This window comes from Nonomuraea sp. NPDC050547 (assembly GCF_044457345.1).
In the GTDB taxonomy this organism is placed as follows: Bacteria; Actinomycetota; Actinomycetes; order Streptosporangiales; family Streptosporangiaceae; genus Nonomuraea.
Map to the genome: position 1 here is coordinate 1 of NZ_JBITGW010000019.1, position 23,452 is coordinate 23,452.

28 protein-coding genes are annotated in these 23,452 nt (G+C 68.3%); 19 read left to right on the plus strand and 9 right to left on the minus strand.

Annotated features, from left to right (window positions below):
- Positions 1-390 precede the first annotated feature (390 nt).
- The 3 genes from ACIBHY_RS39365 to ACIBHY_RS39375 form a co-directional block, all read right to left on the minus strand.
- Complete coding sequence (locus tag ACIBHY_RS39365; RefSeq protein WP_397309346.1) at positions 391-882, minus strand: hypothetical protein; 492 nt, start codon at positions 880-882, stop codon at positions 391-393.
- Between the two features lie 371 nt (positions 883-1,253).
- On the minus strand, positions 1,254-1,805 hold the full coding sequence (locus ACIBHY_RS39370; RefSeq protein ID WP_397309347.1) for an SRPBCC family protein: 552 nt from the start codon (positions 1,803-1,805) through the stop codon (positions 1,254-1,256).
- A 72-nt stretch (positions 1,806-1,877) separates the two neighbouring features.
- Positions 1,878-2,084: a hypothetical protein gene (locus tag ACIBHY_RS39375; protein ID WP_397309349.1), complete on the minus strand. Its 207-nt coding sequence runs from the start codon at positions 2,082-2,084 to the stop codon at positions 1,878-1,880.
- Between the two features lie 186 nt (positions 2,085-2,270).
- On the opposite strand from ACIBHY_RS39375, the gene ACIBHY_RS39380 reads away from it, so the two are divergent.
- From ACIBHY_RS39380 to ACIBHY_RS39400, 5 genes are all read left to right on the plus strand, one after another.
- Positions 2,271-2,717 (plus strand): EF-hand domain-containing protein, encoded by a 447-nt coding sequence (locus tag ACIBHY_RS39380; RefSeq protein WP_397309350.1) that lies wholly within the window; start codon positions 2,271-2,273, stop codon positions 2,715-2,717.
- 80 nt (positions 2,718-2,797) lie between these two features.
- A complete protein-coding gene (locus ACIBHY_RS39385) occupies positions 2,798-3,205 on the plus strand; it encodes a CBS domain-containing protein (protein ID WP_397309351.1) in 408 nt (135 codons plus the stop codon).
- A gap of 12 nt (positions 3,206-3,217) precedes the next feature.
- Positions 3,218-3,475, plus strand: coding sequence for a hypothetical protein (locus ACIBHY_RS39390; RefSeq protein WP_397309352.1), 258 nt, complete (start codon positions 3,218-3,220; stop codon positions 3,473-3,475).
- A 367-nt stretch (positions 3,476-3,842) separates the two neighbouring features.
- Positions 3,843-4,292: a DUF4383 domain-containing protein gene (locus ACIBHY_RS39395; RefSeq protein WP_397309353.1), complete on the plus strand. Its 450-nt coding sequence runs from the start codon at positions 3,843-3,845 to the stop codon at positions 4,290-4,292.
- Between the two features lie 292 nt (positions 4,293-4,584).
- The gene (locus ACIBHY_RS39400; RefSeq protein ID WP_397309354.1) at positions 4,585-4,752 is read left to right on the plus strand and encodes a hypothetical protein; all 168 of its coding nucleotides are present in this window, start codon (positions 4,585-4,587) and stop codon (positions 4,750-4,752) included.
- A 353-nt stretch (positions 4,753-5,105) separates the two neighbouring features.
- Here ACIBHY_RS39400 and ACIBHY_RS39405 read toward each other — a convergent pair whose 3' ends face one another.
- Positions 5,106-5,441 (minus strand): hypothetical protein, encoded by a 336-nt coding sequence (locus tag ACIBHY_RS39405; RefSeq protein WP_397309355.1) that lies wholly within the window; start codon positions 5,439-5,441, stop codon positions 5,106-5,108.
- Positions 5,442-6,129: 688 nt separating this feature from the next.
- On the opposite strand from ACIBHY_RS39405, the gene ACIBHY_RS39410 reads away from it, so the two are divergent.
- Positions 6,130-6,363, plus strand: coding sequence for a hypothetical protein (locus tag ACIBHY_RS39410; protein ID WP_397309356.1), 234 nt, complete (start codon positions 6,130-6,132; stop codon positions 6,361-6,363).
- The gene (locus tag ACIBHY_RS39415; protein ID WP_397309357.1) at positions 6,360-7,163 is read left to right on the plus strand and encodes a hypothetical protein; all 804 of its coding nucleotides are present in this window, start codon (positions 6,360-6,362) and stop codon (positions 7,161-7,163) included. Before ACIBHY_RS39410 ends, ACIBHY_RS39415 begins: the two co-directional genes overlap by 4 nt.
- Before the next feature lie 398 nt (positions 7,164-7,561).
- Here ACIBHY_RS39415 and ACIBHY_RS39420 read toward each other — a convergent pair whose 3' ends face one another.
- The 4 genes from ACIBHY_RS39420 to ACIBHY_RS39435 form a co-directional block, all read right to left on the minus strand.
- Entirely contained in the window at positions 7,562-8,563 is a 1,002-nt protein-coding gene (locus ACIBHY_RS39420; RefSeq protein ID WP_397309358.1) for a hypothetical protein, read from the minus strand.
- A 128-nt stretch (positions 8,564-8,691) separates the two neighbouring features.
- Positions 8,692-9,498, minus strand: coding sequence for a class I SAM-dependent methyltransferase (locus ACIBHY_RS39425; protein ID WP_397309359.1), 807 nt, complete (start codon positions 9,496-9,498; stop codon positions 8,692-8,694).
- A 279-nt stretch (positions 9,499-9,777) separates the two neighbouring features.
- Entirely contained in the window at positions 9,778-10,191 is a 414-nt protein-coding gene (locus ACIBHY_RS39430; RefSeq protein WP_397309360.1) for a nuclear transport factor 2 family protein, read from the minus strand.
- Between the two features lie 78 nt (positions 10,192-10,269).
- Complete coding sequence (locus tag ACIBHY_RS39435) at positions 10,270-12,534, minus strand: ATP-binding protein (RefSeq protein ID WP_397309361.1); 2,265 nt, start codon at positions 12,532-12,534, stop codon at positions 10,270-10,272.
- Between the two features lie 274 nt (positions 12,535-12,808).
- On the opposite strand from ACIBHY_RS39435, the gene ACIBHY_RS39440 reads away from it, so the two are divergent.
- The 3 genes from ACIBHY_RS39440 to ACIBHY_RS39450 all read left to right on the plus strand — a co-directional run bounded on the left by ACIBHY_RS39440 (position 12,809) and on the right by ACIBHY_RS39450 (position 15,405).
- Positions 12,809-13,378 (plus strand): TetR/AcrR family transcriptional regulator, encoded by a 570-nt coding sequence (locus ACIBHY_RS39440; RefSeq protein WP_397309362.1) that lies wholly within the window; start codon positions 12,809-12,811, stop codon positions 13,376-13,378.
- Positions 13,379-13,737: 359 nt separating this feature from the next.
- Positions 13,738-14,952, plus strand: coding sequence for an MFS transporter (locus ACIBHY_RS39445; protein ID WP_397309363.1), 1,215 nt, complete (start codon positions 13,738-13,740; stop codon positions 14,950-14,952).
- Between the two features lie 39 nt (positions 14,953-14,991).
- The gene (locus tag ACIBHY_RS39450; RefSeq protein WP_397106731.1) at positions 14,992-15,405 is read left to right on the plus strand and encodes a Dabb family protein; all 414 of its coding nucleotides are present in this window, start codon (positions 14,992-14,994) and stop codon (positions 15,403-15,405) included.
- 272 nt (positions 15,406-15,677) lie between these two features.
- Here ACIBHY_RS39450 and ACIBHY_RS39455 read toward each other — a convergent pair whose 3' ends face one another.
- On the minus strand, positions 15,678-16,295 hold the full coding sequence (locus ACIBHY_RS39455; RefSeq protein ID WP_397309364.1) for a stage II sporulation protein M: 618 nt from the start codon (positions 16,293-16,295) through the stop codon (positions 15,678-15,680).
- Between ACIBHY_RS39455 and ACIBHY_RS39460 the strand changes: the two genes are divergently transcribed.
- The 9 genes from ACIBHY_RS39460 to ACIBHY_RS39500 all read left to right on the plus strand — a co-directional run bounded on the left by ACIBHY_RS39460 (position 16,294) and on the right by ACIBHY_RS39500 (position 23,402).
- Positions 16,294-16,602 (plus strand): hypothetical protein, encoded by a 309-nt coding sequence (locus tag ACIBHY_RS39460; RefSeq protein ID WP_397309365.1) that lies wholly within the window; start codon positions 16,294-16,296, stop codon positions 16,600-16,602. The two genes, ACIBHY_RS39455 and ACIBHY_RS39460, sit on opposite strands and share 2 nt — an antisense overlap.
- Before the next feature lie 357 nt (positions 16,603-16,959).
- Positions 16,960-17,568 carry a TetR/AcrR family transcriptional regulator gene (locus ACIBHY_RS39465; RefSeq protein WP_397253789.1) on the plus strand — a complete coding sequence of 203 codons (609 nt, stop codon included), beginning with the start codon at positions 16,960-16,962 and terminating at the stop codon, positions 17,566-17,568.
- Between the two features lie 180 nt (positions 17,569-17,748).
- Positions 17,749-19,308, plus strand: a complete 1,560-nt coding sequence (locus ACIBHY_RS39470; RefSeq protein WP_397309366.1) for an alpha/beta hydrolase — start codon at positions 17,749-17,751, stop codon at positions 19,306-19,308.
- 644 nt (positions 19,309-19,952) lie between these two features.
- A complete protein-coding gene (gene lanKC, locus ACIBHY_RS39475; protein ID WP_397309367.1) occupies positions 19,953-22,583 on the plus strand; it encodes a class III lanthionine synthetase LanKC in 2,631 nt (876 codons plus the stop codon).
- Positions 22,584-22,615: 32 nt separating this feature from the next.
- Positions 22,616-22,747, plus strand: coding sequence for a hypothetical protein (locus ACIBHY_RS39480; RefSeq protein WP_397106717.1), 132 nt, complete (start codon positions 22,616-22,618; stop codon positions 22,745-22,747).
- Between the two features lie 21 nt (positions 22,748-22,768).
- Entirely contained in the window at positions 22,769-22,897 is a 129-nt protein-coding gene (locus ACIBHY_RS39485) for a SapB/AmfS family lanthipeptide (protein ID WP_397106715.1), read from the plus strand.
- 19 nt (positions 22,898-22,916) lie between these two features.
- Positions 22,917-23,063, plus strand: coding sequence for a hypothetical protein (locus ACIBHY_RS39490; protein WP_397253795.1), 147 nt, complete (start codon positions 22,917-22,919; stop codon positions 23,061-23,063).
- Between the two features lie 20 nt (positions 23,064-23,083).
- Positions 23,084-23,209: a hypothetical protein gene (locus tag ACIBHY_RS39495; protein ID WP_397253797.1), complete on the plus strand. Its 126-nt coding sequence runs from the start codon at positions 23,084-23,086 to the stop codon at positions 23,207-23,209.
- Positions 23,210-23,237: 28 nt separating this feature from the next.
- On the plus strand, positions 23,238-23,402 hold the full coding sequence (locus ACIBHY_RS39500) for a hypothetical protein (RefSeq protein ID WP_397106709.1): 165 nt from the start codon (positions 23,238-23,240) through the stop codon (positions 23,400-23,402).
- Positions 23,403-23,452 lie beyond the last annotated feature (50 nt).

Below are 23,452 nucleotides of genomic sequence, written 5' to 3' on the forward strand. Positions count from 1 at the left end.
GGCCACCGGGCTTCGACCCCGTCCTCTACCGGCTGCGCCACGCTGTGGAATGTGGCATCAACCAGCTTAAGCACAACCGTGGCATGGCTACCCGCCACGACAAACTCGCCGTCCGCTTCGAGGCCACCGTCACCATCGCCGCCATCAACCAATGGCTCCGCGACTTATGAAACACGCCTTAGTCGTGGTCGCATCTGATCTCCTCATCAGGTAGACGCTGATCGATGAGTGGCCCGCGCGGACTACTCAGCTACTTCGCGCGCGAAAGGGTCACGGATCACCAGCTCCAGCGTCCAGCTGGCGCAGCGTGGTCAGGACACGCTCGCCGGCCCGGTTCACCACCGCCTGCACCGTCCAGGCTGCGCCCGAGCCGCCAGGCCACAAGCAAGATCAGCTAGGCGCTCGATCCCGCGGCTCCCGGCCCCGGCCGCTGCGCGGCCCGGGGATGGCGAAGGCCCCGGCGTCTGGCGACGCCGGGGCCTTGTCACGTGTGCGTACCCGGTGTGCGTGTCGCCTCTCGGCGAAAGGCTCAACGCGGCTCCAGCCGAACGGTAGACCGCGAAGGCGAAAGGTGAGGCCCGGGGACACTGGGCACACCGGCCACGGGAGGTGGAACCACCAGCCGCCCGCCGATGTTCCCGCCTCCGGCCGGGGGGCGGGCCGGCTCCGGCCCGAGCTGTAGACCCAGACCAGCAGGTGCTCCACGTCGGTGGCGTAGACGAACACGGCCGGGGCGGTGCGCGCCTGCAGCGTGGCCTGGCCGATAGCCGCGGCCAGCTGGGTGGCGGCCGCCCAGCCCTGGGCCTGGCCGCAGAAGGCCAGGCTCACGACGGCGCCGCCGGTGAGCACGGCGTGGATGGTGTCATCACCGTACTCGCTCACCTTGTCCGGGTCCCGGAGGCCGGTGCAGTCCCGGCCGACCTACAGGCGGATGATCCCATCGGCGCGGATCATGACGGCGGAGTCGGTGCAGATCCACACGCGGCGTAGCGCGTCCGTCTCGCAACCGGCCACGGAAGAGGAACGCGTCAGCCTCGCGACGCTACGCCAGCACCAACCCGACGGGGGAGATCACCACACCGTGAGCGCCCGCCCGCGATGGTGGGCCGGAGGGATATGCGGCACCACTCCGAAAGCCTGCGAATAGGGTCCGCGCAACCGCGAACGGGGCGACCAGGGTCACCAGCACGGCGATCGCGGGGGACCTTTCGTGCGCCGTAGTCTGGCTGGTGTGAGGTGAAAGGTCCGGCGGCTTAGGCGTCCGATGGCGGAGATTGCGGGTAGCCGGTGCCCGACAGCGGTGCCGTGCCCGGCTCGCGCGTATGCGGGGCGACGTCGCGGCCGGGCGCGTTCGGCCGCGGCACCTCGCCGCGCCAGGCGCCGCTCTCGCCGTCGCGGCTCTCGATGTAGTCCTTGAAGCGCCGTAGGTCTCCCTGCACCCGCATGCGGACGAGCTGCAGCCAGTCCCCGGCGGTCTCGACGAAGCCCTCCGGGTCGTATTCCATCTGCAGCATGACCCGGGTGGAGATGTCGTCGAGCCGGTGGAAGGTCACGACGCCGGCGTGCTTGGGCGTGCCCAGGCTATGCCAGGCGACGCGCTCGTCGGGATGCTGTTCGGTGATCTCGGTCTCGAACTCGCGCTTGACCCCGGCGATCTCGGCCAGCCAGGCGGCGCGGGTGTCGGTGAGCTGCCTGACCGACTCCACTCCTTCCATGAACTCGGGGAACGTCTCGAACTGCGTCCACTGGTTGTAGGCGACGCTGATCGGAACCTGGACATCTACGGAATGCTCGATGCTGCTCATGACCTCACTGCCTGCCCGCCTACCCGCACCGGTAACGTCCCTTGCCTGCGGCGAGGCGGCCATCCGGTCGGGTCAGCGTCTTCGGGAACGCCGCCGATCGCCGGTCGGCCGCTCGTAGCCCTCCGCCTGGCCGTACACGTGCTCGTCCGGATCGTCCTCAGGCTGATTGGCCGGATCGGCAGGAGAAGGCGTGAACTCCTCGGCGAAGTCCGGCTCGTCGTACATGTCGGGCCGCTCGCGGTGATCGCCGAGCGGCCGCTGGCCGGGGTCTCGGCTCATGAGAGCTGCTCCTACCCTCGGGCACCGACACCGAACCGGGCATCCCGGGCAGAGCCGGTTGCGTCCTTCCCGCCGCCGATCGGGACGGCTCATGCGCTACCGGCATGAAACGGTCTCTTGCGGGTAGCCGGGGTGCCTACCGACGAAACAGCCTGGCCGGGCGGGCGTGCGAGGAGGAAGGCACTCATGCCGCACCAAGCCCTGCAAACCCCCACGGCCGCCTGGGAGGGCCGCGACACCTTCGACTTGTTCGACAGCGACCGAGACGGCCAGCTGTCGGCCGATGAGGTACTGCTGGGACTGACCGTGATGGGCGAGCCCGTGACCCGCCACGACGTCGAGTTCCTGATCGACCTGATCGACGACGACGGCGACGGCCGGATCACCCGCGCGAACTTCGACCGGCTCCGTGAGCGCGCCCCCGCCCCGTTCTACAGCGGGGAACTCCTCTACGGCCGCTTCGGCGCCGACGTCCTCGACATCCGCTCCTTGTCGCGCTACCTGCTGGAGCGCGGCTTGCGCTTCACCCGCGCCCAAGTCGGTGCCTTCCTGCGCAACCTCCACCCCGACGGCCTGACCCGCCTACCCCGCGAACGGTACGCGGCGTTCGTCCGCGCCTACCGCGACGCCTGACCCCGGGCGGCCTCACCCCCGATCGCCTACGTCCGCGACTTCAGCCGCTATCAGCATGCGGCGAACGGAAGGAACCTCCCATGACCACCGCACGTGACATCATGACGCCGCACGCCGAGTGCGTGAACGCCGACGAGAGCCTCGTCCAGGCCGCCCAGAAGATGGCCAGGCTGGAGGTCGGCTCGCTGCCCATCTGCGGTCCGGACCACCGCCTGAAGGGCATACTCACCGACCGCGACATCGTCATCAAGGCCCTGGCCCAGGGCAAGGACCCGAGCTCGTGCACCGCGAGCGAACTCGCGCAGGGCAAGCCCGTCACCATCGGCGCCGACGACGACGACACCCACGAAATCCTGCGCACCATGGCCGAGCACAAGGTCCGCGCCTGCCCGTCATCGACGGACACGACCTGGTCGGCATCATCGCCATGGCCGACGTCGCCAAGACCCTGCCCGACACCGCCCTCGGCGACCTGCTCGACACCCTGAACAGCGACTGACATGAACACACCGCAAGCCCGCGACGTCGACGAGCAGGCCGAGACACAGACCGTGGTACTCATCGCCGACAGCCTCATCCCTACCCCACCCGCAAAGCCACCTGCCCAGCGCCTGCGCGAACGCGCCCGCCTGATCCTGGCCCGCTGGGGCAGCCACCGCAGCCCGGCCGCTCGCGCCGCCGGCGCCGTCGCGCTGGCAGCCGGGATCGGCCTGGCCCTGCGGGCACGGCGCTCACGGCGGCGCGCGAGGACACGCTGATCGCCGCCGGTCCGGTTAACCAGCGAGCGCGTCGATCAGTTCGTGCCGCTGGACCTCAACGGCCGCCTGGGGACACGGGAACGGTGCACGGCTTGGCGTGCGGGCCAGCGGCACTCGAACGCCGGGAGCGGCCGAGCCGCTCAAGCGCTTCGTCCAGGGCGTCAACGACACACCCTTGGTCATCCCTCCGGTCAGGCGCGCCGGTCCTGTGGCTGCAGGATCGGTCCAGGTTTGCGAAGCCGGTGGCGGGCAGTTGATCGAAATGGGCGGTCCGCTCGCGCAGGGTGGAGCGTCCGTGACCACAGGCGCACGCGCCGGGCCGGGCACAGCAGTGTGCTCCGTCCGAACCTCAGAGGGGGAAGCAGCCATGACCTCACCCGCCCGGACCGCCCGCACGCCCATCCAGCTCGCCGCCCTGGCCGTGGGCGTCGTGTTCCTGCTCGTCGGGATCCTCGGCTTCATCCCCGGGATCACCACCAACTACGACGACCTGCAAGCCGTCGGTCACCATTCGGACGCGTTGCTGCTGGGCCTCTTCCAGGTCTCCATCCTGCACAACCTCGTGCATCTGGCCTTCGGCGTCGCCGGCATCGCCATGTCCCGCACCGTCGCCGCCGCCCGCGCCTTCCTCATCGGCGGCGGCATCATCTACCTGCTGCTGTGGCTCTACGGCCTGCTCATCGACCCCGACAGCACCGCCAACTTCGTCCCGGTCAACACCGCCGACAACTGGCTCCACCTCATCCTCGGCATCGCCATGACCGGCCTCGGACTGCTCCTGAGCCGCCGCACCGCCGGCGCGCGCACCACTCCTTAACCTGCGGCAATCCTGCGGGTTCACAGCCGTAAGCCCCGACGGGGACCGGGCCGGCGCCGGGCGCGAAAGAGGGGGCGCGCCCTGCGCCGGCCGAGCCTACGGCCCGCCACAAACCGGTGCCGCAGACTCCGACCTGCGGCGCAAAGCCCCATGTCAACGCTCCGGAGTAGCGTTACACGACAGATGAGACGGGCAGGGTGGGTCCACGCCTGAAAGTGAAGATTGGGAACAGCGCTCCCCCTCCGGCAAGCCGATGGTGCCGGCCACCCCGCGAGATGTCGCTCATGTGCGCGTGGGGTCGTTCATCCTGGTGTTCCTGGCAGTCTTCGGCGCGCTCGGCCTCATCGCCGGCATACCCGCCATCACGGGCGTGGCCGTCGTGCTGGCCATCGTCACGGCTGTCGACATGGCACTGGCCGTACGCAGGCAACGCCGAGGCAAGTCGGAAGAGGCGGGCTGACAGCGGGCGACGGCCTATCAGCCGCTCCCAACAGCCCCCGGCCGCCCGCCAGAGACGGCCAGCGCAGGTAGTCGGCGCGGGTCCGGTGCCCGGTGGTCTCCTGAAAGCGGCAGACGAGCCACTCCTATGGACACAGGCTCAGTCCAGAGGGCTCGTACCCCGACGGACCCGAATGTCGGGGGCTCGCTTAAGGGAGTGGATCGATCAGGCACCAACCTGTGTGGTGCACAAGGCGGCGCTCACGCCGTGGCGTGCACCCGACGGGCGGCGACCAAGGAAGCCACAACGAGAGCGGTGAGCACGCTCCAGTACAGGAAGCCGCGGGCGCCCGCCACCAGCAGGTTCTCGGCCAGTTAGACCAAGCCGGGAAGCAGGTAGACGGCCGCCGCCAGCGCCCAGCGGCCGTCCCTGGCGGCCAGTGTTGCGGCCAGCGCCAGCAGCAGAGCCACCCCCTCGACGCCGGCCCGCGAGACGACCCAGACGGGTTCCCACATCGGTACTTGCGTGAGCTGCAGCGCCCAGCCGGCCAGCGGGACGAGCAACCACCGCGGCGACCGGGCCGGTATCGTCGCGCTCCACCCTCGGGCCTTCCCGGACGCGCGGCCCACCCACGCCCGCCGAACGGCCAGCACCGCCGACGCGGCAGCGACCACCCAGTAGGGCGCGACCGGCGCGAGGTCACCGTACAACGGACCGAGGTCGAGCGCCGGGACGTAGAACCCTCCCCAGATGATGGGCCAGGACGTCGGCGAGCGTCAGATCGGGGTCGGCGAGCATGCGTCTGGCGGCACTGTACGAAGATCGTGAAGGGTCCAGTTCGCGCCGAGGACGGCGTTGGCCCACTTGCGAAAGGACCCTTAGCGTTACCGTGAGCGCCTGATCGGTTTAGCGGTCCAGGCCGGTGCCTCTTGTGACAAAGGGGTCCGCTGCGGCAACAGCGGACCCCAGGAGTCTTTGAGTCTCTGCCTACTCCAGTCAGTGACCTCAAAGCTGCCATCGCCGAGCGATGGCAGCGCGGACAACAACCAAACACAACGTGTGGTCATTCCGCCTCGCTGACATTGTGTGCGCCCACACCCGGTGATTCTGGCTTTCGGGCCTGGATCCGAGCACTTCCGAACGCATCCGAACGCCTACGAACGCGGTTGAACGCTAGCGACCACGGGAGAACAATATGGGCGAGAAGCATGGGGGGATGCCCACGAAATAGCCGCATAGGGGCGATTTGTCCGTTTTGTGGTTTGGCCCGACTGTGGTCCTTTCCATGAGGCATCATGACTTTCACACGCGAACCCTTGTGGGCGGCAACCCTCATTCGCGCTATCCCATCCTCCTGCCTACTCCAGGCAATAGACCCAGAAATGGGGGCGGTGCGCCATGCATGCCCAGGCTCATCTCGACCCAGCACACCACAGAACCCGTCCGAACTGGCGGACGATCCTCCTCATCATCATCCTGCTGATCTTTGCGATCACTGCGCAGAGCAAGGGCATGGCCACCGAGGTGATCGTCTTGCTGATCACCACAGTCACGACCGCGGTCTCGCACCTGTTCGGCTTTTCCGCCGGCAAGGAGATCCTCTCGCTCGCTACGCCTCAGCGGTCGGCATGACGGTCCCGACGCAGCACACCACGACACTGCCCCTGGTCAACGACCCCGCCTCGTCGGCCAATGAACGCGATCTGGCAATCTTCGTGCAGGCCAGAGCCGACTTCCAGTCCGCGGTCAGTTCTCTTGTAGATCTCCAGAACGCTGAGGACGTCCAAGAGCTATGCCGCCGGGCTCGTCTCTCGCCCGCCAACCTGGCCAGGCTCATCGCTGGAGAAATGGTGCCCTCGACCTTCGTCGACAACCTGTCTCAGTGCCTTGACCTCACCCCCGGGCAGCGTCACGACTTCAAGGGGATGTGGTCGCGAATGGCCAAGTTCCGGCGAGCCCTGCCGGGAACCAGCGTCATGGACATCAGCGATCCTTTCGAGGACATCGTGCGCCGGCTCAACCTGGTGAACGGCTCCACCCAGTGGTCCGTCAGTGCGAGTGATGTCTTCCGCCATCGCGAGGATGTCCCGGGCTTCCAGCTCAAGCCCGATCCTCTCGCCGCCCTGAACAAGGAGGAACTACTGCGGATAATGCGAGAATTCCATGTCTGGGCGGGCGAACCGTCCTACCGCGAGATCGCCTTGCGTTCCGGGAAGATGGTGGGAGCCAGCACCCTGTGCGAGGCTCTCAATCCGAGAAAGGCACCGCGCTTGCCCTCCCTGAAGGTCGTGACGGCCTTCATCCACGGTTGCGGTGGCACCGACGACGACCTCACGCTCTGGACTACTGCCTGGCGCCGTGTCCGCATGCAAAAGAACGCCAACCGGACCACCGTTCCCCTGTCGGTCATCAGTCGGCGACAGGCGGGGTAGTAGAGCGGCTCGCCCTGGCTCCTGACGCAGACGCCCGCTGCGGGGGTCTGGTGCTGGCGGCCACCAGGTCCGGCTCTTGGCCAGGTGGGCAAGCTGGTCGTTGACCACCTGGCTGCCGAAGGCGGACCTGTCCCAGCGGCTGCCACCGAGCAATGACCCCATCCCGCGGCGGGAGGCTCAGCGTTCAATGTCAGCCGGGGGTCTCAAAACCCTGATTGAGGTCGCCCACGAAGTCCTCTGGGTGTCGTGTCATCGGCGACATGCGGGTGCACCGTATGACATGACATCGCAGCCCGGGGGCGGGAACGCAGATGCAAAGATCGTGCACCGGGGCGCGGGCCCGCCTCCAGCACGGCGGTGCCCGTAGCCCCTTGCGCGGGGCAGCGTGATGCCGAAAGTCAAGCCGACGGTTCAGGGCAGTAGGGCGCGGCCGACGTGCTCGATCGCCTGCTGCAGCGCGGCCGGGTGGGCGAGCTCGGTGACAACGGCGTGTGAACCTTGACACGGCGGCTTGCGTGCGGGACGCCATCCGTCCATTCCCCGGACGTCAGGCAGCGACCGGCAAGTGCCGGAAACCGCGGATCGACGTAGACCGTCCATGAGCCCTCCCCCGAGCGGTAGGAGTCGGTAAGCGCCACCCCCTGGTAGGTGTCGTACCAGACGCCGCCCCCGCCTCCGCCGAGGAGCGTGGTCCCCGCCGGGCAGGTCGCGGTGGCCGGTTTGTACTCGCCCGGGGCGACGACCGCACTCCCTCCCGAGACGATCTGGATCGTCGGACCGCTGCCGCAGATGGCGATGGGCTGGATGCCGATGATCTCGGTGTTGTGGTTGCGGACGCGGATGAACCAGTCATCACCGACCGAGTCGCTCCCCGGAAGCGAAGCGTCGACGGAGACGTTGAGCGGGCCGCTGATCCACTGCCCGCCGCCGAGGATCCGCATCCCCGCCGGGCAGTCCACGGAGGCCGACTCCTGGCCGCCATTCGGGGTGACGCTGACCGCACTTCCAAAGACCTGCCGGTACGCGGTGAGGCCGCTGCCACAGACCGCGTAACCGGTGACATAGGCCTCGCTCGTACCGTTGTTGCGCACAGTGGTCTCCCACGTGCCGCGCCATGGGATCGAGCGAGTAAGGACCACGGCCCCGAAGACGGGATTGCTTTCGCCGCCGCCGAACACCTGCGTCCCGGCCGGGCAGGCGGCGATGGCTTCGGCGGTACCACCCGCGGGCACCCTGACCGGTGAGGACTGAACGAAGACGGGACCGTCCGCGCTCCTGGCCTCTGCCGAACTGAACCACGGTTCGATCTTGGACGGAGGAGGCTCGCCGGACGGGATCGGCCCTGACAGGTACAGACCGAGGGCGACAGTCAGCGCCATGACCTCAGCAAGAAGCGGCATACGGATCTCCCGCCGTCATCGTGATCGCTTGTGCTGCCGGGAAGCCACCATTGAAGGTGGGAAGCCGTACCCGGGGTGCAGGAGGAGGCTTTCCCCGCCTCGGCCGGCCGAGGGGCGCTCTCATTACCTCATCCGGGCAGGTGCGCCCGCAATGAGTACAGCATCGGCAGATGGGAGTCCCCGAACGGAAGCCGGAACAGTCCGTCCTCACCACGTGACAGCAGGGAACGGGGGTCCAGATCGACGGCTACGTGCTCGCCGAGGCGCGTCACCGTCAACCCCGCCTCCGCCGCCGCCGTGACGATCTCACCCACCGAGTACGGATACTGCACCGCCTCCTGCGGCTCGATCTCCAGGCCGGGACAGGCGTAGGTGTCGGAGATCGTCTCCCGGTGGGCCTGCCCGCCCCCGTAAGGCCAGTCCACGACCAGCGGATCGAGCGACGCGATGATCTGGTAGGCCGGATGCATGTCGACCAGCACGAGGCTGCCTCCCGGCCGGAGCGCCATCGCCGCCCCGCCCATCCACGCCCTCAGGTCGCCGATCCAGTTCAGCACCCCATAAGTGGCCACGACCAGGTCGAAACGCCCCGCCAAATGCCGCGGCAGCCGCTGCGTGTCGGCCTCCACGAACGTAGCCGCCAGTCCCGCCCGCTCAGCCAGCCCGCGAGCGCGCCCGATCGCCACCGGCGAGAAGTCCACCCCCGTCACCCGCGCGCCAAGCCGCGCCCAGCTCAGCGTGTCCATCCCGAAGTGGCACTGCAAATGCAGCAGGTCCTTCCCGGCCACCTCACCGACCATCTCGCGCTCCAGGGCGCTGAGCGTCTGCCGCCCGGCCAGGAAGGAGTCCACGTCGTAGATGCGGTCGCCGCTGGTGGTGCCATGCACACGGGCACGCAGATCCCACAGTGCACGGTTGGGCATCTCATCAGGCATGGGTCGAGGATGACACACCTCTTTTGCCGGCCAGATCGAAAACTGGCGTACCGCCCCTCGCACAGTTCAGCGCCCACACGTCGGCGCAAGGAGCCGCACCCGTAGCCCGGCCACGAGACCGCAACCAGTCGGTGATGAGCGGATGCCTGAAGGACAGGCCCCTCAGTCCGCCGATGTGACCAGTCGGCGTGGCGATGGGGGCGAGCCGCATCCGGGTGCGGCGCCGGGCGCCCAGCGCACGTGGTCGACGCTCGGACGGCCCGGCGCGGTCAGGCCGTTTCACGGAGTGGAGTTGCCGTCGGTCAAGGCGGCGAGCACGGCTGGAACGTCGACGTAGACCTGGTAGGACGTGATCAGGCCGTCCCGGAGTTGCCAGACGTGCACTTCCGGTACGCGAAACGGCGTGCCGTGAGCGATCACCGTGCCGTGGCTGTAGCCGAACTGCACGATGTGATCGCCCGCGTCGTACAGGGCCTCGACGTCGAGGGCAGGGTCGACGTGGCTGAGAAGCGTGCCGAGGAAGGCGAGGAAGCCGTCGGGCCCCCGGCGTCGTCCGCCCCACGGCAGCAGGTCACTCTGCCGCATCACGAACTCGGGGTGGATGGCGGCGCGGATGGTCTCCAGGTCCCGGCCGGCGAAAGCCGCGTACAGGCCCTGCACGATCTTCAGGTTGGCGGTGCTCTCGTATGACATGGTGCCGGTCCTTCCGGTTGGGCTGCTCGGATGAGGACCAGCGTCGGCCGTCGCGAAGGCGAGCACCACGGACACCGCTCACACACTCGCTACTGTGTGGGCGTCACGTGACCCGGTCGCCAGTTCGACGACCTGGGCCACGCTGAGCAACCGGCCACGGCGGCGAAGTCGTGTACAGCGGTCAACCCCCAGCGCGGACATGACGTCCGCCTGGCAACGATCGCTCAGTTCCTGCCACACATGGAAAACCTGGGCGCCCACCTCGTGGGCGAGCTCGTCGACGGCGCCATAGAGCAGGGCCGCCCGGGTGTGGTCGCCCTGGAGCGCGGCGGCGTCCGCGAGATGGGTGAGCTGGTGAGCCATGCCCCAGGTGTCCTGCAGTTCGCCGAAGATGCGTACCGAGCGATCGAGCAGCTTCGCCGCCCGCGCGTGGTCGCCGAGGACGGCGGCGACCCGGCCCTGGATACCGAGCGCGACGGCGATCGGCCACTGCGCGCCACGGGCCTCGATGTCCGGAAGCTGTGCGGCCAGCAACGCGTCGGCCTCCGCCATGGAACCGCCGGCTATGGCGACGTGCGCGTAACCGATCGCCACGCACGACAGCGCGTGAACGTCGCGGTGCCCGTCCAGTGCCGCGGCGGCCGACGCGAGCAGTTCCGCGGCCGCCCCCGGCCGGCCCCGATAGACCTCGGCATGCGCCCAGGACAACAAGATCCACGCCAGTTCCGCGTCCGCGGCGGCGTCGCGGGCCGAGCCGGCGGCGGCCTCGAACCACCTGGCGGCCTCGTCGTGGTGTCCGCGCGGGAGAAGCGACCACCCGGCCATGTACTGCAGCCTGGCACGGACCGCCGGTTCCGTCCCCGGGCCAAGGGCCGTGCGTGCCCAGTGCAACGGATCGCGCAGATGGCCGCGGATCACCCAGTACAGCCATGATCCGGCGCAGGCGGCGGCGACCTCGGACAGCGCGCCGTTGGCGAGCAGGTGCCGCATGGCCGCACGCAGGTTCTCGTGGTCGGATTCGAGCTCGTCCAGGGCCTCGGCCGTCCTGGGGTCCCACAGGAGAGGTGCGATGGTGGTCACGCGGTCGCAGAAGTACCTGGCGTGCCGCTCGCGTAGCCGGTCCGCCTCGCCCGGGGCGGACAGGTGCTCAAGGACGACGGCCCGGATCGTCTCCAGCATCCGGAACCGGGGCTCGCCGCTCGCCGTGTCCCGCACGATCAGGCTGTTGTCCAGCAACGTGGCGTGCAGGTCGAGCGCCTCGGTCTCCGAGAGCTCACCGACGGCCATCGCCGCGGGCAGCGTCCAGCCTCCGCGGAATCCGGCAAGGTGACGCAGCAGTGTGCGCGCCTCCTCGTCGAGGAGGTCGTAGCTCCAGCGCACGGTGTCGCGCAGCGTCCGCTGGTGTGCGGGTACGTCCCGCGGGCCGCCGGCCGTACCGAGGACCAGAGCGTCGAGGCGGGCGAGAAGCTGCACCGGTGTGAGCAGCCGCGTCCGGGCCGCCACCAGCTCGATGGCCAGCGGGAGGTGGTCCAGACGCGCGCACAGCTCGGCCACGACGCTCCGGTCACCGTCGCCGAGGGGGTGACCACTCGCCTGAGCCGCCCGCGCGGCGAACAGGGCACCACTCTTTCCTGCCGTGAGGAGAGGAACGGGATGGACGTGCTCGCCGTGTATACGCAGCGGTGCGCGGCTGGTCACCAGGAGCACGATCGCGGTAGCCGCGATCATCAGCGCCGCCGCCTCCCCCGCCGCGTCCGGCACGTGCTCGGCGTTGTCGAGGACGAGAAGCGCGCGTCTGGCGCGCAGGTGGCCGGCGAGCACCTCCCGCACGTCACGGGGACCGAGCTCCCGCAGGCCGACCGCGTGCGCGATCGCGGGCAGCACATCCGAGCCCTCCTGGAGAGCGGCGAGCGGAACGAAGATCACCCCGTCGGCGAACCGCGCCCCGATCCGCTCGGACACCGCGAGCGCGAGCCGCGTCTTGCCGACCCCGCCCGGGCCGGTCAGCGTCACCATACGTTCCGTCGACAGCCTGCGCAGCACCAGGTCGATCTGCGACTCGCGCCCGAGGATGGGAGACGCGACAGCCGGAAGTCGCGGCCGGAACACCGGCACCGAGAGAGCTCCCTCCCACGCCGCCCGCTCGACGGCAGCGATCCCGAGCGCGTCCGCGAGCGCATCCCGCGTGTGGCGGTAGGGCCGTGACCGGATGCCGCGCTCCAGCGCGCTCACCGCGTTCGTGCTGATCCCGGCGCGTTCCGCCAGCTGCTCCTGCGTGAAACCCGCACGTTCGCGCAGACGTCGGAGCATTGGTCCGAACGGCTCCGCGCTGTCGGCATCCATGACGCCCACGGTATTCTCCGGACGACCTCATCGCAGCTCACGACTCGACCTTTCCGGGGCGTGTGCGTAGAACTGCGTCTTCCCATCGTCAACCCGAACACCGCCCGCTCCTACACGATCGCGCCCCGGGCGTTGGTAGCCGAATTCGGCGAGCACGCCGAGCTGGAGGGCGAGGTTGGCAGCCGTGAGCGACTTGGCTGGACGCTTCGGCCGGGATGAGCGGAGGCTCCGAGCCGGGCTTGACAGGCAAAAGTGTGAGTGGTTAATTACTCATATGGCGACATCACCATCCCGACGACAGCTGTCGACCGCCGACGAACGGAAGAAGGTGGTCCTTGAAACAGCGGTCAGCACCTTCGCCGGCCGGGGCTACTTCGGGACCACGACCATGGATGTGGCCCAGCGGGCGGGCATCTCGCAGGCCTACGTCTATCGGCTGTTTCCCGACAAGGAGACGCTGTTCGTGGCGGTGGTCGAGCACTGCTTCGCTCTGATCCGCGAGAGCCTGAGCGATGGCGCCGCCGCGGCCGGGGGCAGCTCGCCGGAGAAGGTCCTGGATGCGATGGGCGACGCCTACGCTCGGCTTGTCGCCGACCGGGATCTGCTCCTGGTGCAGTTGCATGCGCAGTGTGCGGCGGCCTCGGAGGCCGCGATCCGCGAGGTGGTGCGCGCCGGCTACGCCCGGCTGGTCGAGTACGTACGAGGTGTCTCCGGTGCGGCGGAGGCCGATATCCAGCAGTTCTTCGCGAGGGGCATGCTGTGCCATCTGGTGGTCGCCATTGACGCCCACCAGGTCGATGCTCCCTGGGCCCGGGCGCTGAGCGACGGCCTGCGCCATTACTGACGTCCGTGCCGAGGTAGACCGAAGGAGGTGATGACATGACCCGCAACGTCGTGGTCCGTTGGGCCGCGCTCGCGCCGCTGGCCGTTCTGGACGTGGTGCTGTTCATGCTGTGGCGCTGAGCGCCCCCGCGTCACCGGTCCCCGGTGGCCATTTTTTCGGACCAAAGAGTGAGTGATTGACCACACATATCTGGAGATTGAGGAGATCGCCATGACCACCCCGACGACCCCACGCGTCGAACGCCTCGCCTGGGCGGCCACGCTCACCGTCCTGACCCTCGCGCTGGCCTTCATGGTCACGCTCTGGAACTGACCCTCCGGCCGGGCGCTCTCGGCCGATCCCGCGAGAGGAGCCCTCCCATGGCATCCGTTTCGACTCAGCCCGCCCCGTCCCAGCGGGCACCCTCACGCCCGGCGCGCGCCGCGGTCCTGGCGGCGGCCATGCTGACGATCATGGCGCCGGCGATCATCTCGCCCAGTCTGCCCGCGATGCGGGAGGCCTTCGCCGGCACCCCCGGCGCGGACCTCCTCGTCCGCTTCGCGCTGACCGTCACCTCCCTCGCGATCGCCGTCAGCGCCCCCGTCTCCGGGCTGGTCGCCGACCGCCTGGGGCGCCGCCCGCTGCTGGTCTCCAGCCTCGTGCTGTACGCCATCAGCGGCACCGCCGGATTCTTCGCCAACGACCTGTACCTGCTGCTGGCCACCAGGGCGCTGCTCGGCATCGCGGTGGGCGGAATCATGACGGCGGTCAGCGCGACGATCACCGACTGGTTCGCCGGGCCGCGGCGTGCGTCCTTCCTCGGGCTGCAGCAGGCCTTCGCCGGCCTGGGCGGTGTCGTCTTCCTGCCACTGGCCGGACTGCTGGCCACGGCCAGCTGGCGGGCACCGTTCTGGATCTACCTCGCCTCGGCCGGCGTCGCCGCGCTCGCCATCGGCGCCCTGCGCCGGGAACCACCGAGCCGGCGTACGGCGGCGCCCGGCCTCCCACGTCCTCGGCGGTCGCCGATGACCGGCAGGATCCTCGGCGTGTACGCGCTGGCCCTGGTCGTGACGCTGGCGTTCTACATGGCACCCACCCAACTGCCGTTCCTGCTCAGCAGCCACGGCAGCGGACCCACCCTCACCGGCGCGGTGATCGCCGGGAGCACCCTGTCCAGCGCGATCGGCGCTCTGGCCTTCCCGGCGCTGCGCAGGCGACTGAGGTCCGCCACGATCACCGCGGTCAGCGTCGCCCTGCTCGGCGTGGGCTGGCTGCTGGTCGGCACGGCCGACGCCGTTGGCCAGATCGCGGCCGGGCTGCTCGTCGGCGGCCTCGGGGTCGGATTCGCCGTCCCCAACCTCAACCTGCGGCTCAGCGAGCTCGCCCACCCCGACCAGCGCGGCCGGGTCCTCAGCGGCCTGGTCACGGGCATCTTCCTCGGACAGTTCCTGTCCCCACTGGTCATCCAACCCCTGGTCCGGAGCGCCGGCATCAGCGCCGCCTTCACCTGGACCGGGATCGCGATGGCAGCGGCAGCCGCCCTCGCCGCCCTCGCACCGTGGGTGGCACGCAGGGCCCGCGCCGCCGCCGGCTGACAACCCATCACCACCAACACCACCAGAAAGGGAAGACCGATGATCATTCACGGCATCCGCTTCACCCTCAAGCCCGGCGTCACACCGCAACAGCTCGAGGAGGCCCTCCAGAGCCTGCGCAACCACGGCAAGATCCCGCCCGTGACGTCCTTCGTCGTCGGCCGCGACTACGGGGGTGAATACGAGTGGGGAGCCACCTGGGCGATCGAGGACCTCGACCGCTACTGGGAGTACCTCATCCACCCCGCACACCTCCACACCGACCGCATCGGACTACCGCTGATCGACAAGATGACCTCGTTCGACATCACCGACGACCCCGACCCGGACATCGGCGCGAAGATCGCCGCCCTGCACCAGCGCCGCTACGACAACATCCCCGACATCGCCGAGCTGGTCTCCGACCTGGGAGAGTACAAGGGAAGCGCCGCACCGGGCCCGCACGGAGCCTGACCACCGCGTCGCACCCTGAACTGGAGGGCGCCCGTCCCGGCCGGGACGGGCGCCCTCCGGCAGTCTGCCCAGCACGGGCGTGATCCGGCGGTTCAGGACCGGCGCTCAATGGCGCAAGATGCCGCGGGAGTTCGGCGTGTACGCGGCGACCAGGGCCGCCACCCGATCGTACGTCGACGGCGGCCTGGACCAGATCTGAGTGACGCCTGACCGGCCGGACTAACTCAGGCGGGCGAGCCCGGAAGCCTCGATCGGCGTCGCCATGGGGACGGTCAGGCGCCGAGCACCAACGGTACGAGGAAGTAGATCTCGACGGCCTCGTAGACCGCGCCGATGACGAAGAGCGCGAGCGCCGCGAGCCAGAGCCGGCCAAGCCGGCTCAGACCGCGCACGTAGGCCTGCCGTCGCGTGGTGGCTCCCACCGTCGCCGGCCGGAGCCAGGACCTGCCCAGCAGGTAGGCGCCGAACATCACCAGCGCGTAGGCCTGGAACTCGATGAGCATGGTCAGCGAGTGCGGGATGAGGATCAGTGCCGATGTCCGGTCGACGGGCGCCAGGAGGATCCCTATGTCGATCGTCTTGATCACGAAGACCACGAGGCCCGCGAAGGGGATCACGAGGGACGGCAGGACGATGAGCGGCAGCGCCGTCGCGAACACGTTGACCAAGAAGATGGTCGCGCCGAAGACCCAGGGGCTGCCGATCACGGTGTCGACGAGCGCCCCCTGGCCGCCGTCGACGAAGGAGGACGTCCGCGCGGCGTGGAGATCGGGGAAAATCAGGGCCAGGGCCATGCCCAGGAGGAGCGTGCCGTAGGCAAGGGCGTTGATCAGCAGGTACGCGCGCGGGTCGGCACGGATGATCTGGAATGGCCTGCGAAGGAGGTTCATGATTCTCGTCTCCGTTTCTCTGGTGATGTGTCATCGGCGTCTGCCGGAGCGGGCCACCCGGCGGTCAGTTGCCCCCGGCGTCGAGCAGCCAGTGGTGGCGCAGACGCAGTGCCCTTTCCATGCCGGCCGGCGCGGCGCCGAGGGCGAGCGTGATGTTGAGCCTCCCGATGCCGGGTCGGGAACGAGTTGGTTCTCCTCGCCCGTGGTGGTGACGAAGTGGCAGCGCTTGATCCCGAAGCTGCTCGTCGCGACCTCGATGACGCCGCCCTCCAGGGGGAACACGGCGGGGATCTTCGACTGGGCGTGATGGCGACCGTCGAGATACAGGTGCGCCGTACTCTCGCCGCCTGACTGGTTGCCCCAGTGCCGCACGTCGACGGCGTATGTCCCCGGCCTCCGGCCATCGGACGAGGGCGGGAGGTGGAACAGCGCGCGCCCCAAGGGCAACTGCCACCAGCGATACCGCTGAAGAGGCCGCCCGTCGCCGCGCTTGACCCGCCGGATCGCCCGGCTGCGCCGCCATGCCTTCAACACGCTTCCTCCACCCCGTCGCTTCATCACAACTCGACTAACACACTGTGTTACCCGGAATGATGGCCAAGCTATCACAGCGTGCTAGTACAGTGTGATAGTGCTGTGAACGAGTGAGGCGGAGGTTCAGGTGATGACGGAACAGAACGAGCAGCTCAGCAGCCGGGACAAGGTTCTCCTGGCGGCGATGCAGCTGATCGGGGAAAACCCCGGGGCGAAGCTCAGCGTGCGAGCGGTCGCCGCGCGCGCGGGAGTGAGCACGGGATCTCTCCGGTTCCACTTCCCGACGCAGCGGGCGCTCCAGGACGAGGTACTCACCCGTCTGTACGACGTCGTCGTTCCCGAAGACCGGATCCACGATCGGGACGTGCCGGCCCGTGACCGCCTTGTCGACTGCCTGCGCCAGGTCCTCGCCCCCGCCGGAGTCGGCGCCGGCGCGCGGGAGGCGCACCGCACCATCCACGAACACTTCATCGCCCCGGAACCGACCGAACACGTGCGGGAGGCGTACCTCGCCCTCGAAGGGGAGGGGCGTCGTCGCGTGGAGTACTGGCTGACGGTGCTCACGCAGGAAGGCGCCCTCACCCCCGGCGACACCTCCCGGCGCGCGAAGTTCCTCCTTACTGTCCTGAACGGCCTCGCGCTGGAGCGAGCCCTCCCCTCCGACGGCTCGATCCTGCAGGCCGAGAACGACACCCTCTACATGGCGGTCGATGCGGTCCTGAACTCCGGAACATCCTGACCCGTTCGTGCCGGGCAGCGAGAACTGGACACCATCTCATCGACATCCCTCGAAGGGACGATCAGTCATGTCATCCTCACGGCTCATGGGCACAGCTGCCGAGCATGATCGATAATCGGGACGAATCGCCTTTCCGATAACCGGTGCGGTCGGCCAACCCCACCTGACGAGCGGAGAAGCATGACAAGATTCGTTCGCGTCCTGACCGTTCTTCTGATGTTGACGGTCCTCATCCCTCGTGGAAACGCGGCTGCGGCCGTTACGTCGGCCGGCCGGGCCATCGCCTGGGCACCCTGCGTCGAGAACCCGACCGCGGAGTGCGGCACCCTGACCGTCCCCATCGATGGGGCGAACCCCGGCGGCCCCACCATCGACCTGGCCGTGGCCAGGCGCAAGGCCACCGACCCCCAAGCCAGAATCGGCTCCCTGATCATCAACCCGGGTGGTCCCGGCGAATCGGGGGTCGACTTCGCCCTGAGACGGCGAAGCTACTTCAGCGAAGAGATCACCCGAAGATTCGACATCGTCGGATTCGATCCTCGCGGTGTGGCGCGCAGCAATCCCGTGGTCTGCTCCGCCGAACTCATGCGGCAGGCACCAGCCGACCCTTTCCTCAAGAGCCAGATCGACTTCGATCGATGGCTCGACTACAACAACCGGCTCCGCGCCGATTGCCGCGCCCGGACCGGACCCCTGTTCGACCACGTCGACACGCTCAGCGTGGTCAACGACGTGGACGCGTTGCGCGCCGCCGTCGGTGACGGGAAACTCACCTACTACGGCCTTTCCTACGGCACCCTCATCGGGCAGTTGTACGCCGAGCGTTTCCCCGGCCGAGTCCGGGCGCTCGCCCTGGACAGCAACATCGACCACAGCCTGCGCACCGCCGCCTTCCTCAACACGGGGGCCGCCACGGCCCAGGACTCCTTCGAGGAGTTCGCGGCCTGGTGTGAACGCGACAGCGCCTGCGTACTGCATGACCGCGACCTACGCGCGTTCTGGGCGAACTTGCTCGCCCGCGCCGAACGCGGCGAGTTGCACCACCCCGGCCACCCCACCGTCACGCTGAGCACTCTCGACCTCATCAGGCTTCCCTTCCAGACCACCTACGGCCCCTACTGGCGGGAACTCGCCGAGACGATGGTCGCGATCGACAGTGGCGCCACCCCCTCAAAAGCGCTGCCGGAGATCTTCACACGTCAGCTCACGCAGCGCCGGGCCCCGCGTGCGGACGGTCTCGTCGCCAACCCCCTGCGGATCGTCTGCCAGGACTTTCATCTGCCGATCCGGAACTACCGCGAGTTCGCGGCCCTCCTGCGCCGCTCGCAGCGCATCGCACCTGACATGCGGGTGAGCCCGCTGACCTTCTCCTTCACCATGGGCTGCCTCGGCGAACCCGTCCCGATCCCCAACCCGCAACACCGCCTGCGGATCGATGGCACCCCCACGTTGCTCCTGGGCAACGCACGGCATGACCCCGCCACCGGCCACGCCTGGGCAGCCAGCGCGGCCGGCCAGATCGGCGGTGAGGCACGGCTGCTGACGTACGAAGGCTGGGGACACAGCATCTACAACCGCAGCCAGTGCACCCGCGGCACGATCGACCGATACCTCATCGACCAGACGCTTCCCCCTCCCGGCACACGCTGCCCCGCGGTCCCCTACACGAGCACAGCGACGCCGACACAGATCCGACCCACGCCGGCCCCCCTCCCACTCGAGCCGCCCGACCCGTCCTGAACAGCGGGGGCCGCCAGCGCCAGGTCTTCCCATGTTCTGCTGGATCGCCGCGCCGGCCGTCCGGCTCACTCGGCCGCCGTCGTTCTCTCGCCGGCCGTACAGCGGGCCGCGGCGATCGATCCGCCGCAGTTGGGCCATCACGAGCAGGACGCTGCCCAGCACGAGCGGCCGGATCCGCAGGGCGATGAGCCCCCAGGCGATCAGGACGACCCGACGAGCCCGGCCAGCCCCGAGCGCAGCGCACTTCTACGGGCGGCCGGGCAAAGAATTGTGCAGGCTACTCGCTTCGTCTACATTTTCTCTACATAACGCCATCGCCGAATTTAGCCGCGAGCCATTTCATGTCCACCGGGCCCCGATTGCGCCTTTTTGATTATTCGGAAAGAATGAAAATAGCGACGTTTCTCAAGAAATCTTCGCCCGGGGATATCACACAGCGTAATCAGGACTCCTTGCCTTTCCCTCGGGAAATGTTCAACGGCGATCACGGAGCGCGTCGGAGCACATCGCAGACGTGATTGAAAACGTTATCAGCCCGGCCAGCTGCCTAGATCGCGGCAACTCTGCGTAATTGGACTTAATTCGCATTGTCCATATCGTGTTAGTCACGCACACAGACAAGGCCCACTCAGGACGGTGCAGAGATGAAGCTCCAATACTTCGAGTACTGTTTCGCCGACCGCCTCTTCTATGACGAGCCAGGCAAGTGGGCTGCAGCCCAGAAGGGTTACAAGCAGGCCGAGACCCCTGCCCCAGAAGGCTGGCGCACGGTCCGAAAGGGCCCCTGGTTCAATTACATGTGCGGCGCGGCGACAATGCTCTCCCAGGGCTGGAAGATTCATATTTCGGCCACTCGTGAAACAGCACAACAGGTGCTCGACGTCACCGCGGAGTACTGCCTGGCCGGGCAGATCTCCTTCAAGTTCCTGACCAGCGAGGCCGCGTTCATCGGCCGCAACCTCAAGTACGCCGACCGGGGCGGCAGCGGAAAGTTCATCACCATCTACCCGACCTCTGATGAGCAGCTCAAGCAGGTGCTCGATGACCTGAACCCGCGTCTGCGAGGGCTCGGCGGGCCGTACATCCTCAGTGACCTGCGCTGGAAGGACGGCCCGCTGTACCTGCGCTACGGCGGCTTCGTCGAGCGGGTGACCCGCAATGACCTGGGCGAGCCGGCCATGGCCATCGAGACGCCGGACGGCGAGCTGGTGGTGGACCAGCGGGATCCGGTGTTCTACGTGCCGGACTGGGTGCACCCGCCGGCTTTCCTCGACTCCCACCTGCGCGAGCGGCGCGACGGTGAGGCCCCCGCCGACTTCCCTTACGACATCGAGTCGGCAGTGCACTTCTCCAACGGCGGCGGCATCTACGTGGCCATCGAGAAGGCCACCGGCAGGAAGGTCATCTTGAAGGAGGCCAGGCCCGGAGCGGGGCTCGACCAGGTTGGCCGGGACGCGGTCAGCCGGTTGAAGAGGGAGCACGAGTTCCTGGTCAAGCTGGCCGACCTGGACGCGGTCGTCGACTGCTACGACTACTTCGAGCTTTGGGAGCACCACTTCCTGGTCCAGGAGTTCGTCGACGGCGTCACGCTCAACAAGCGCATGGTGCACCGCACGCCGCTGATCCAGTTCGAGCCCACCGAGGAGACGATCCGCGAGTTCGCCGAATGGGCCGTCGACATCACCGCGCAGATCGACGAGGTCGTCGCCCGGCTGCACGAACGCGGCATCGCCTTCGGAGACCTGCACCCGAACAACATCATGATCACCGAAGAGGGTCAGGTGAAACTGATCGACTTCGAGCTGGCCACCTACATCGACCAAGAACAGCGCATCGGCATGGGGGCGCCGGGCTTCGTGCCGCCGGACAAGCGCGAGAGCCTGGCCGCCGACCGTTATGCCCTCGGCTGCTTGAAGATCGCACCGTTCGTGCCGCTCACCGTGCTCATCACCCTCGACACCACCAGGGCACGCGCCCTGGTCGACTTCGTGCAGCAGCGCTTCCCGATGCCAGAAGGCTGGGGCGAGAGCGTGCTCGGCCTGCTCGACCTGGGCTCCTCTGAATGGGCGGGCAGCCAGGAGCAGATGACGCACACCAGCGAGGTGATCGCTGGAGCCGACTGGCAGGAGATCGAGGCATCCATGGCCAGGGCGGTGTGGGCCAGCGCCACACCGGAACGCGAAGACCGCCTCTTTCCGGGCGACGTCGAGCAGTTCACCCTGGGCGGCCTCGGGTTCGGCTATGGCGCGGCCGGCGTGCTGTACGCGCTGGCCAAAAGCGGGTACGGCCGGCGCGAGGAATACGAGCGGTGGCTGCTGGAGCGGGTCCGCCACCATCAGGGCCTGCACCGGATCGGCTTCTATGACGGCCTGCACGGCATCGCTCATGCCTTCGAGGAAATCGGCAACCGGGAGGCCGCGCTGGAGGTACTCGACCGGATCGACACGATCGGCCACGTGTCGCTGGCCGACGAGTTGATGAGCGGGCTGAGCGGCGTGGCGCTGAACCAGCTCTACTTCGCCGGACGCCTGGACGATCAGGGGTTACGCGACTCGGCGATCAAGGCGGCCAACCAGATCGGCGAGCGGCTGGTGAACCAGCCGCCCAAGCCGGTCGATGACAACGGCAAGCACCGCAGAGCCGGGCTGCTGTATGGCATGTCGGGGCCGGCCCTGCTGTTCGTCCGGCTCTTCGAGGCCACCGGCGACGACACCTACCTCGATCTGGCCGAACAGGCCATCGGGCACGAGCTGGACTGCTGCGCCCACGTCGAGGAAACCGACGTGCTGTTCGTCAACGAGGGCTGGCGCATGATGCCCTACATCGGCACCGGGTCGGCGGGTGTCGGGCTGGCTCTCAGTGAGCTGCTGCGGCACCGCCGTACCGAGGATCTGTCGGTCGCGATGGATCGCCTGCGCCGCGCGGCCCACGCCGAGTTCCACGTGTGCCCCATGGTGTTCTTCGGCACTGCCGGCCAGATGGGCTTCCTCAACCACCTCCGCACGCTTTACCCGGACACCACCCGCCTGGATGAGCTGATCGCCGTCAAACGCGAGCGGCTGCGTCTGCACATGGTCGGGCTCCGGGGCGAGATCGCCTTCCCCGGCGATCAGCTGATGCGGCTGTCGATGGACTTCGGCACCGGCAGCGCGGGCATCCTGCACGCGCTCGCCGGTGTGCGTGATGCGTCGTTGCCGCTGCTGCCTTTCCTGCGGCCCTTCGCCGGGGCAGAGCGCGGAAAGGAGGCGCCCGCTCACCCAGACGAGCTCGACTGACCGTTCCACTCCATCCCGAAAGGAAGATCCACATGGCATTCGTCCTCGACCTCCAGTCGCGTGGCGTTCCGGCCGACCGGGCCAACGGCGACTACGACGCGCTCGGTCCGAGCAGCCTCAGCCCATCGTTCTGTATCAGCGGCTGGACCTTGATCGGCTGCTGACGACCCAAGGGAGTCCAAGAGATGTCCTTCGTTCTGAACCTGCAGAGCATCCAGGCCGGCCGTGACGACACCGGGAACGGCGCCGCCAGGCAGCCCAGCACCTGGAGCCTGTCGCTGTGCTTCAGCAATCAAAGCTGGGCCGCCTGCTAGCCGTTAAGGAGAGACCGACATGGCTTTCGTCCTCAACCTTCAGGACCTGTCGCGATCCGGCGCCTCCGCCGACGGTGACGCGGTCCTGTCGATCAGCACCAACAGCTACTTCAACTGCCAGAGCAGCGCCAGTCAGTTCCTGTGCATCACCACCATCACCGCGTGATCTGAAAGGAGAAACCCGACATGAGCTTCGTCCTCAATCTCCAGACCAAGAACGTCCGCGAGGCGCACGACGGCGTCGAGCCGGCCTCGCTCAGCTTCCTCAGCCCTGTGACCTGCTTCAGCACCACCAGCATCGCCGTCTGCTAACCATCCGCACAAGCGAAGGGAACCGACCATGGGATACGTCCTCAATCTGCAGAACAGAAGCGCCCCCTCCTCCGGTGAGGGACCCGCCTCGGTACTCAGCACCGTCAGCGTCGGCGTCGCCTGCCTGGCCAGCACCGTCAGCCTGTCGGCGTGCATCGGCGGCAGCACGGTGAGCGCCGTCGTCTGCATGTAGCACCGTCCGAGCCTGGCCGGGGCGCCTCGCGCGTCCCGGCCACGCTCATG

Excerpts from the sequence above, each read along its gene's own strand:
- ACIBHY_RS39390 (WP_397309352.1), top strand. The coding sequence starts at position 3,218 with ATGAACACACCGCAAGCCCGCGACGTCGACGAGCAGGCCGAGACACAG.
- lanKC (WP_397309367.1), top strand. The coding sequence starts at position 19,953 with ATGAAGCTCCAATACTTCGAGTACTGTTTCGCCGACCGCCTCTTCTAT.
- ACIBHY_RS39425 (WP_397309359.1), bottom strand. The coding sequence starts at position 9,498 with ATGCCTGATGAGATGCCCAACCGTGCACTGTGGGATCTGCGTGCCCGT.
- ACIBHY_RS39500 (WP_397106709.1), top strand. The coding sequence starts at position 23,238 with ATGGGATACGTCCTCAATCTGCAGAACAGAAGCGCCCCCTCCTCCGGT.
- ACIBHY_RS39445 (WP_397309363.1), top strand. The coding sequence starts at position 13,738 with ATGGCATCCGTTTCGACTCAGCCCGCCCCGTCCCAGCGGGCACCCTCA.
- ACIBHY_RS39415 (WP_397309357.1), top strand. The coding sequence starts at position 6,360 with ATGACGGTCCCGACGCAGCACACCACGACACTGCCCCTGGTCAACGAC.
- ACIBHY_RS39430 (WP_397309360.1), bottom strand. The coding sequence starts at position 10,191 with ATGTCATACGAGAGCACCGCCAACCTGAAGATCGTGCAGGGCCTGTAC.
- ACIBHY_RS39495 (WP_397253797.1), top strand. The coding sequence starts at position 23,084 with ATGAGCTTCGTCCTCAATCTCCAGACCAAGAACGTCCGCGAGGCGCAC.
- ACIBHY_RS39440 (WP_397309362.1), top strand. The coding sequence starts at position 12,809 with ATGGCGACATCACCATCCCGACGACAGCTGTCGACCGCCGACGAACGG.
- ACIBHY_RS39380 (WP_397309350.1), top strand. The coding sequence starts at position 2,271 with ATGCCGCACCAAGCCCTGCAAACCCCCACGGCCGCCTGGGAGGGCCGC.
- ACIBHY_RS39410 (WP_397309356.1), top strand. The coding sequence starts at position 6,130 with ATGCATGCCCAGGCTCATCTCGACCCAGCACACCACAGAACCCGTCCG.
- ACIBHY_RS39460 (WP_397309365.1), top strand. The coding sequence starts at position 16,294 with ATGATTCTCGTCTCCGTTTCTCTGGTGATGTGTCATCGGCGTCTGCCG.
- ACIBHY_RS39455 (WP_397309364.1), bottom strand. The coding sequence starts at position 16,295 with ATGAACCTCCTTCGCAGGCCATTCCAGATCATCCGTGCCGACCCGCGC.
- ACIBHY_RS39420 (WP_397309358.1), bottom strand. The coding sequence starts at position 8,563 with ATGCCGCTTCTTGCTGAGGTCATGGCGCTGACTGTCGCCCTCGGTCTG.
- ACIBHY_RS39450 (WP_397106731.1), top strand. The coding sequence starts at position 14,992 with ATGATCATTCACGGCATCCGCTTCACCCTCAAGCCCGGCGTCACACCG.
- ACIBHY_RS39490 (WP_397253795.1), top strand. The coding sequence starts at position 22,917 with ATGGCTTTCGTCCTCAACCTTCAGGACCTGTCGCGATCCGGCGCCTCC.
- ACIBHY_RS39435 (WP_397309361.1), bottom strand. The coding sequence starts at position 12,534 with ATGGATGCCGACAGCGCGGAGCCGTTCGGACCAATGCTCCGACGTCTG.
- ACIBHY_RS39465 (WP_397253789.1), top strand. The coding sequence starts at position 16,960 with ATGACGGAACAGAACGAGCAGCTCAGCAGCCGGGACAAGGTTCTCCTG.
- ACIBHY_RS39370 (WP_397309347.1), bottom strand. The coding sequence starts at position 1,805 with ATGAGCAGCATCGAGCATTCCGTAGATGTCCAGGTTCCGATCAGCGTC.
- ACIBHY_RS39395 (WP_397309353.1), top strand. The coding sequence starts at position 3,843 with ATGACCTCACCCGCCCGGACCGCCCGCACGCCCATCCAGCTCGCCGCC.
- ACIBHY_RS39485 (WP_397106715.1), top strand. The coding sequence starts at position 22,769 with ATGTCCTTCGTTCTGAACCTGCAGAGCATCCAGGCCGGCCGTGACGAC.
- ACIBHY_RS39385 (WP_397309351.1), top strand. The coding sequence starts at position 2,798 with ATGACCACCGCACGTGACATCATGACGCCGCACGCCGAGTGCGTGAAC.
- ACIBHY_RS39375 (WP_397309349.1), bottom strand. The coding sequence starts at position 2,084 with ATGAGCCGAGACCCCGGCCAGCGGCCGCTCGGCGATCACCGCGAGCGG.
- ACIBHY_RS39480 (WP_397106717.1), top strand. The coding sequence starts at position 22,616 with ATGGCATTCGTCCTCGACCTCCAGTCGCGTGGCGTTCCGGCCGACCGG.
- ACIBHY_RS39470 (WP_397309366.1), top strand. The coding sequence starts at position 17,749 with ATGACAAGATTCGTTCGCGTCCTGACCGTTCTTCTGATGTTGACGGTC.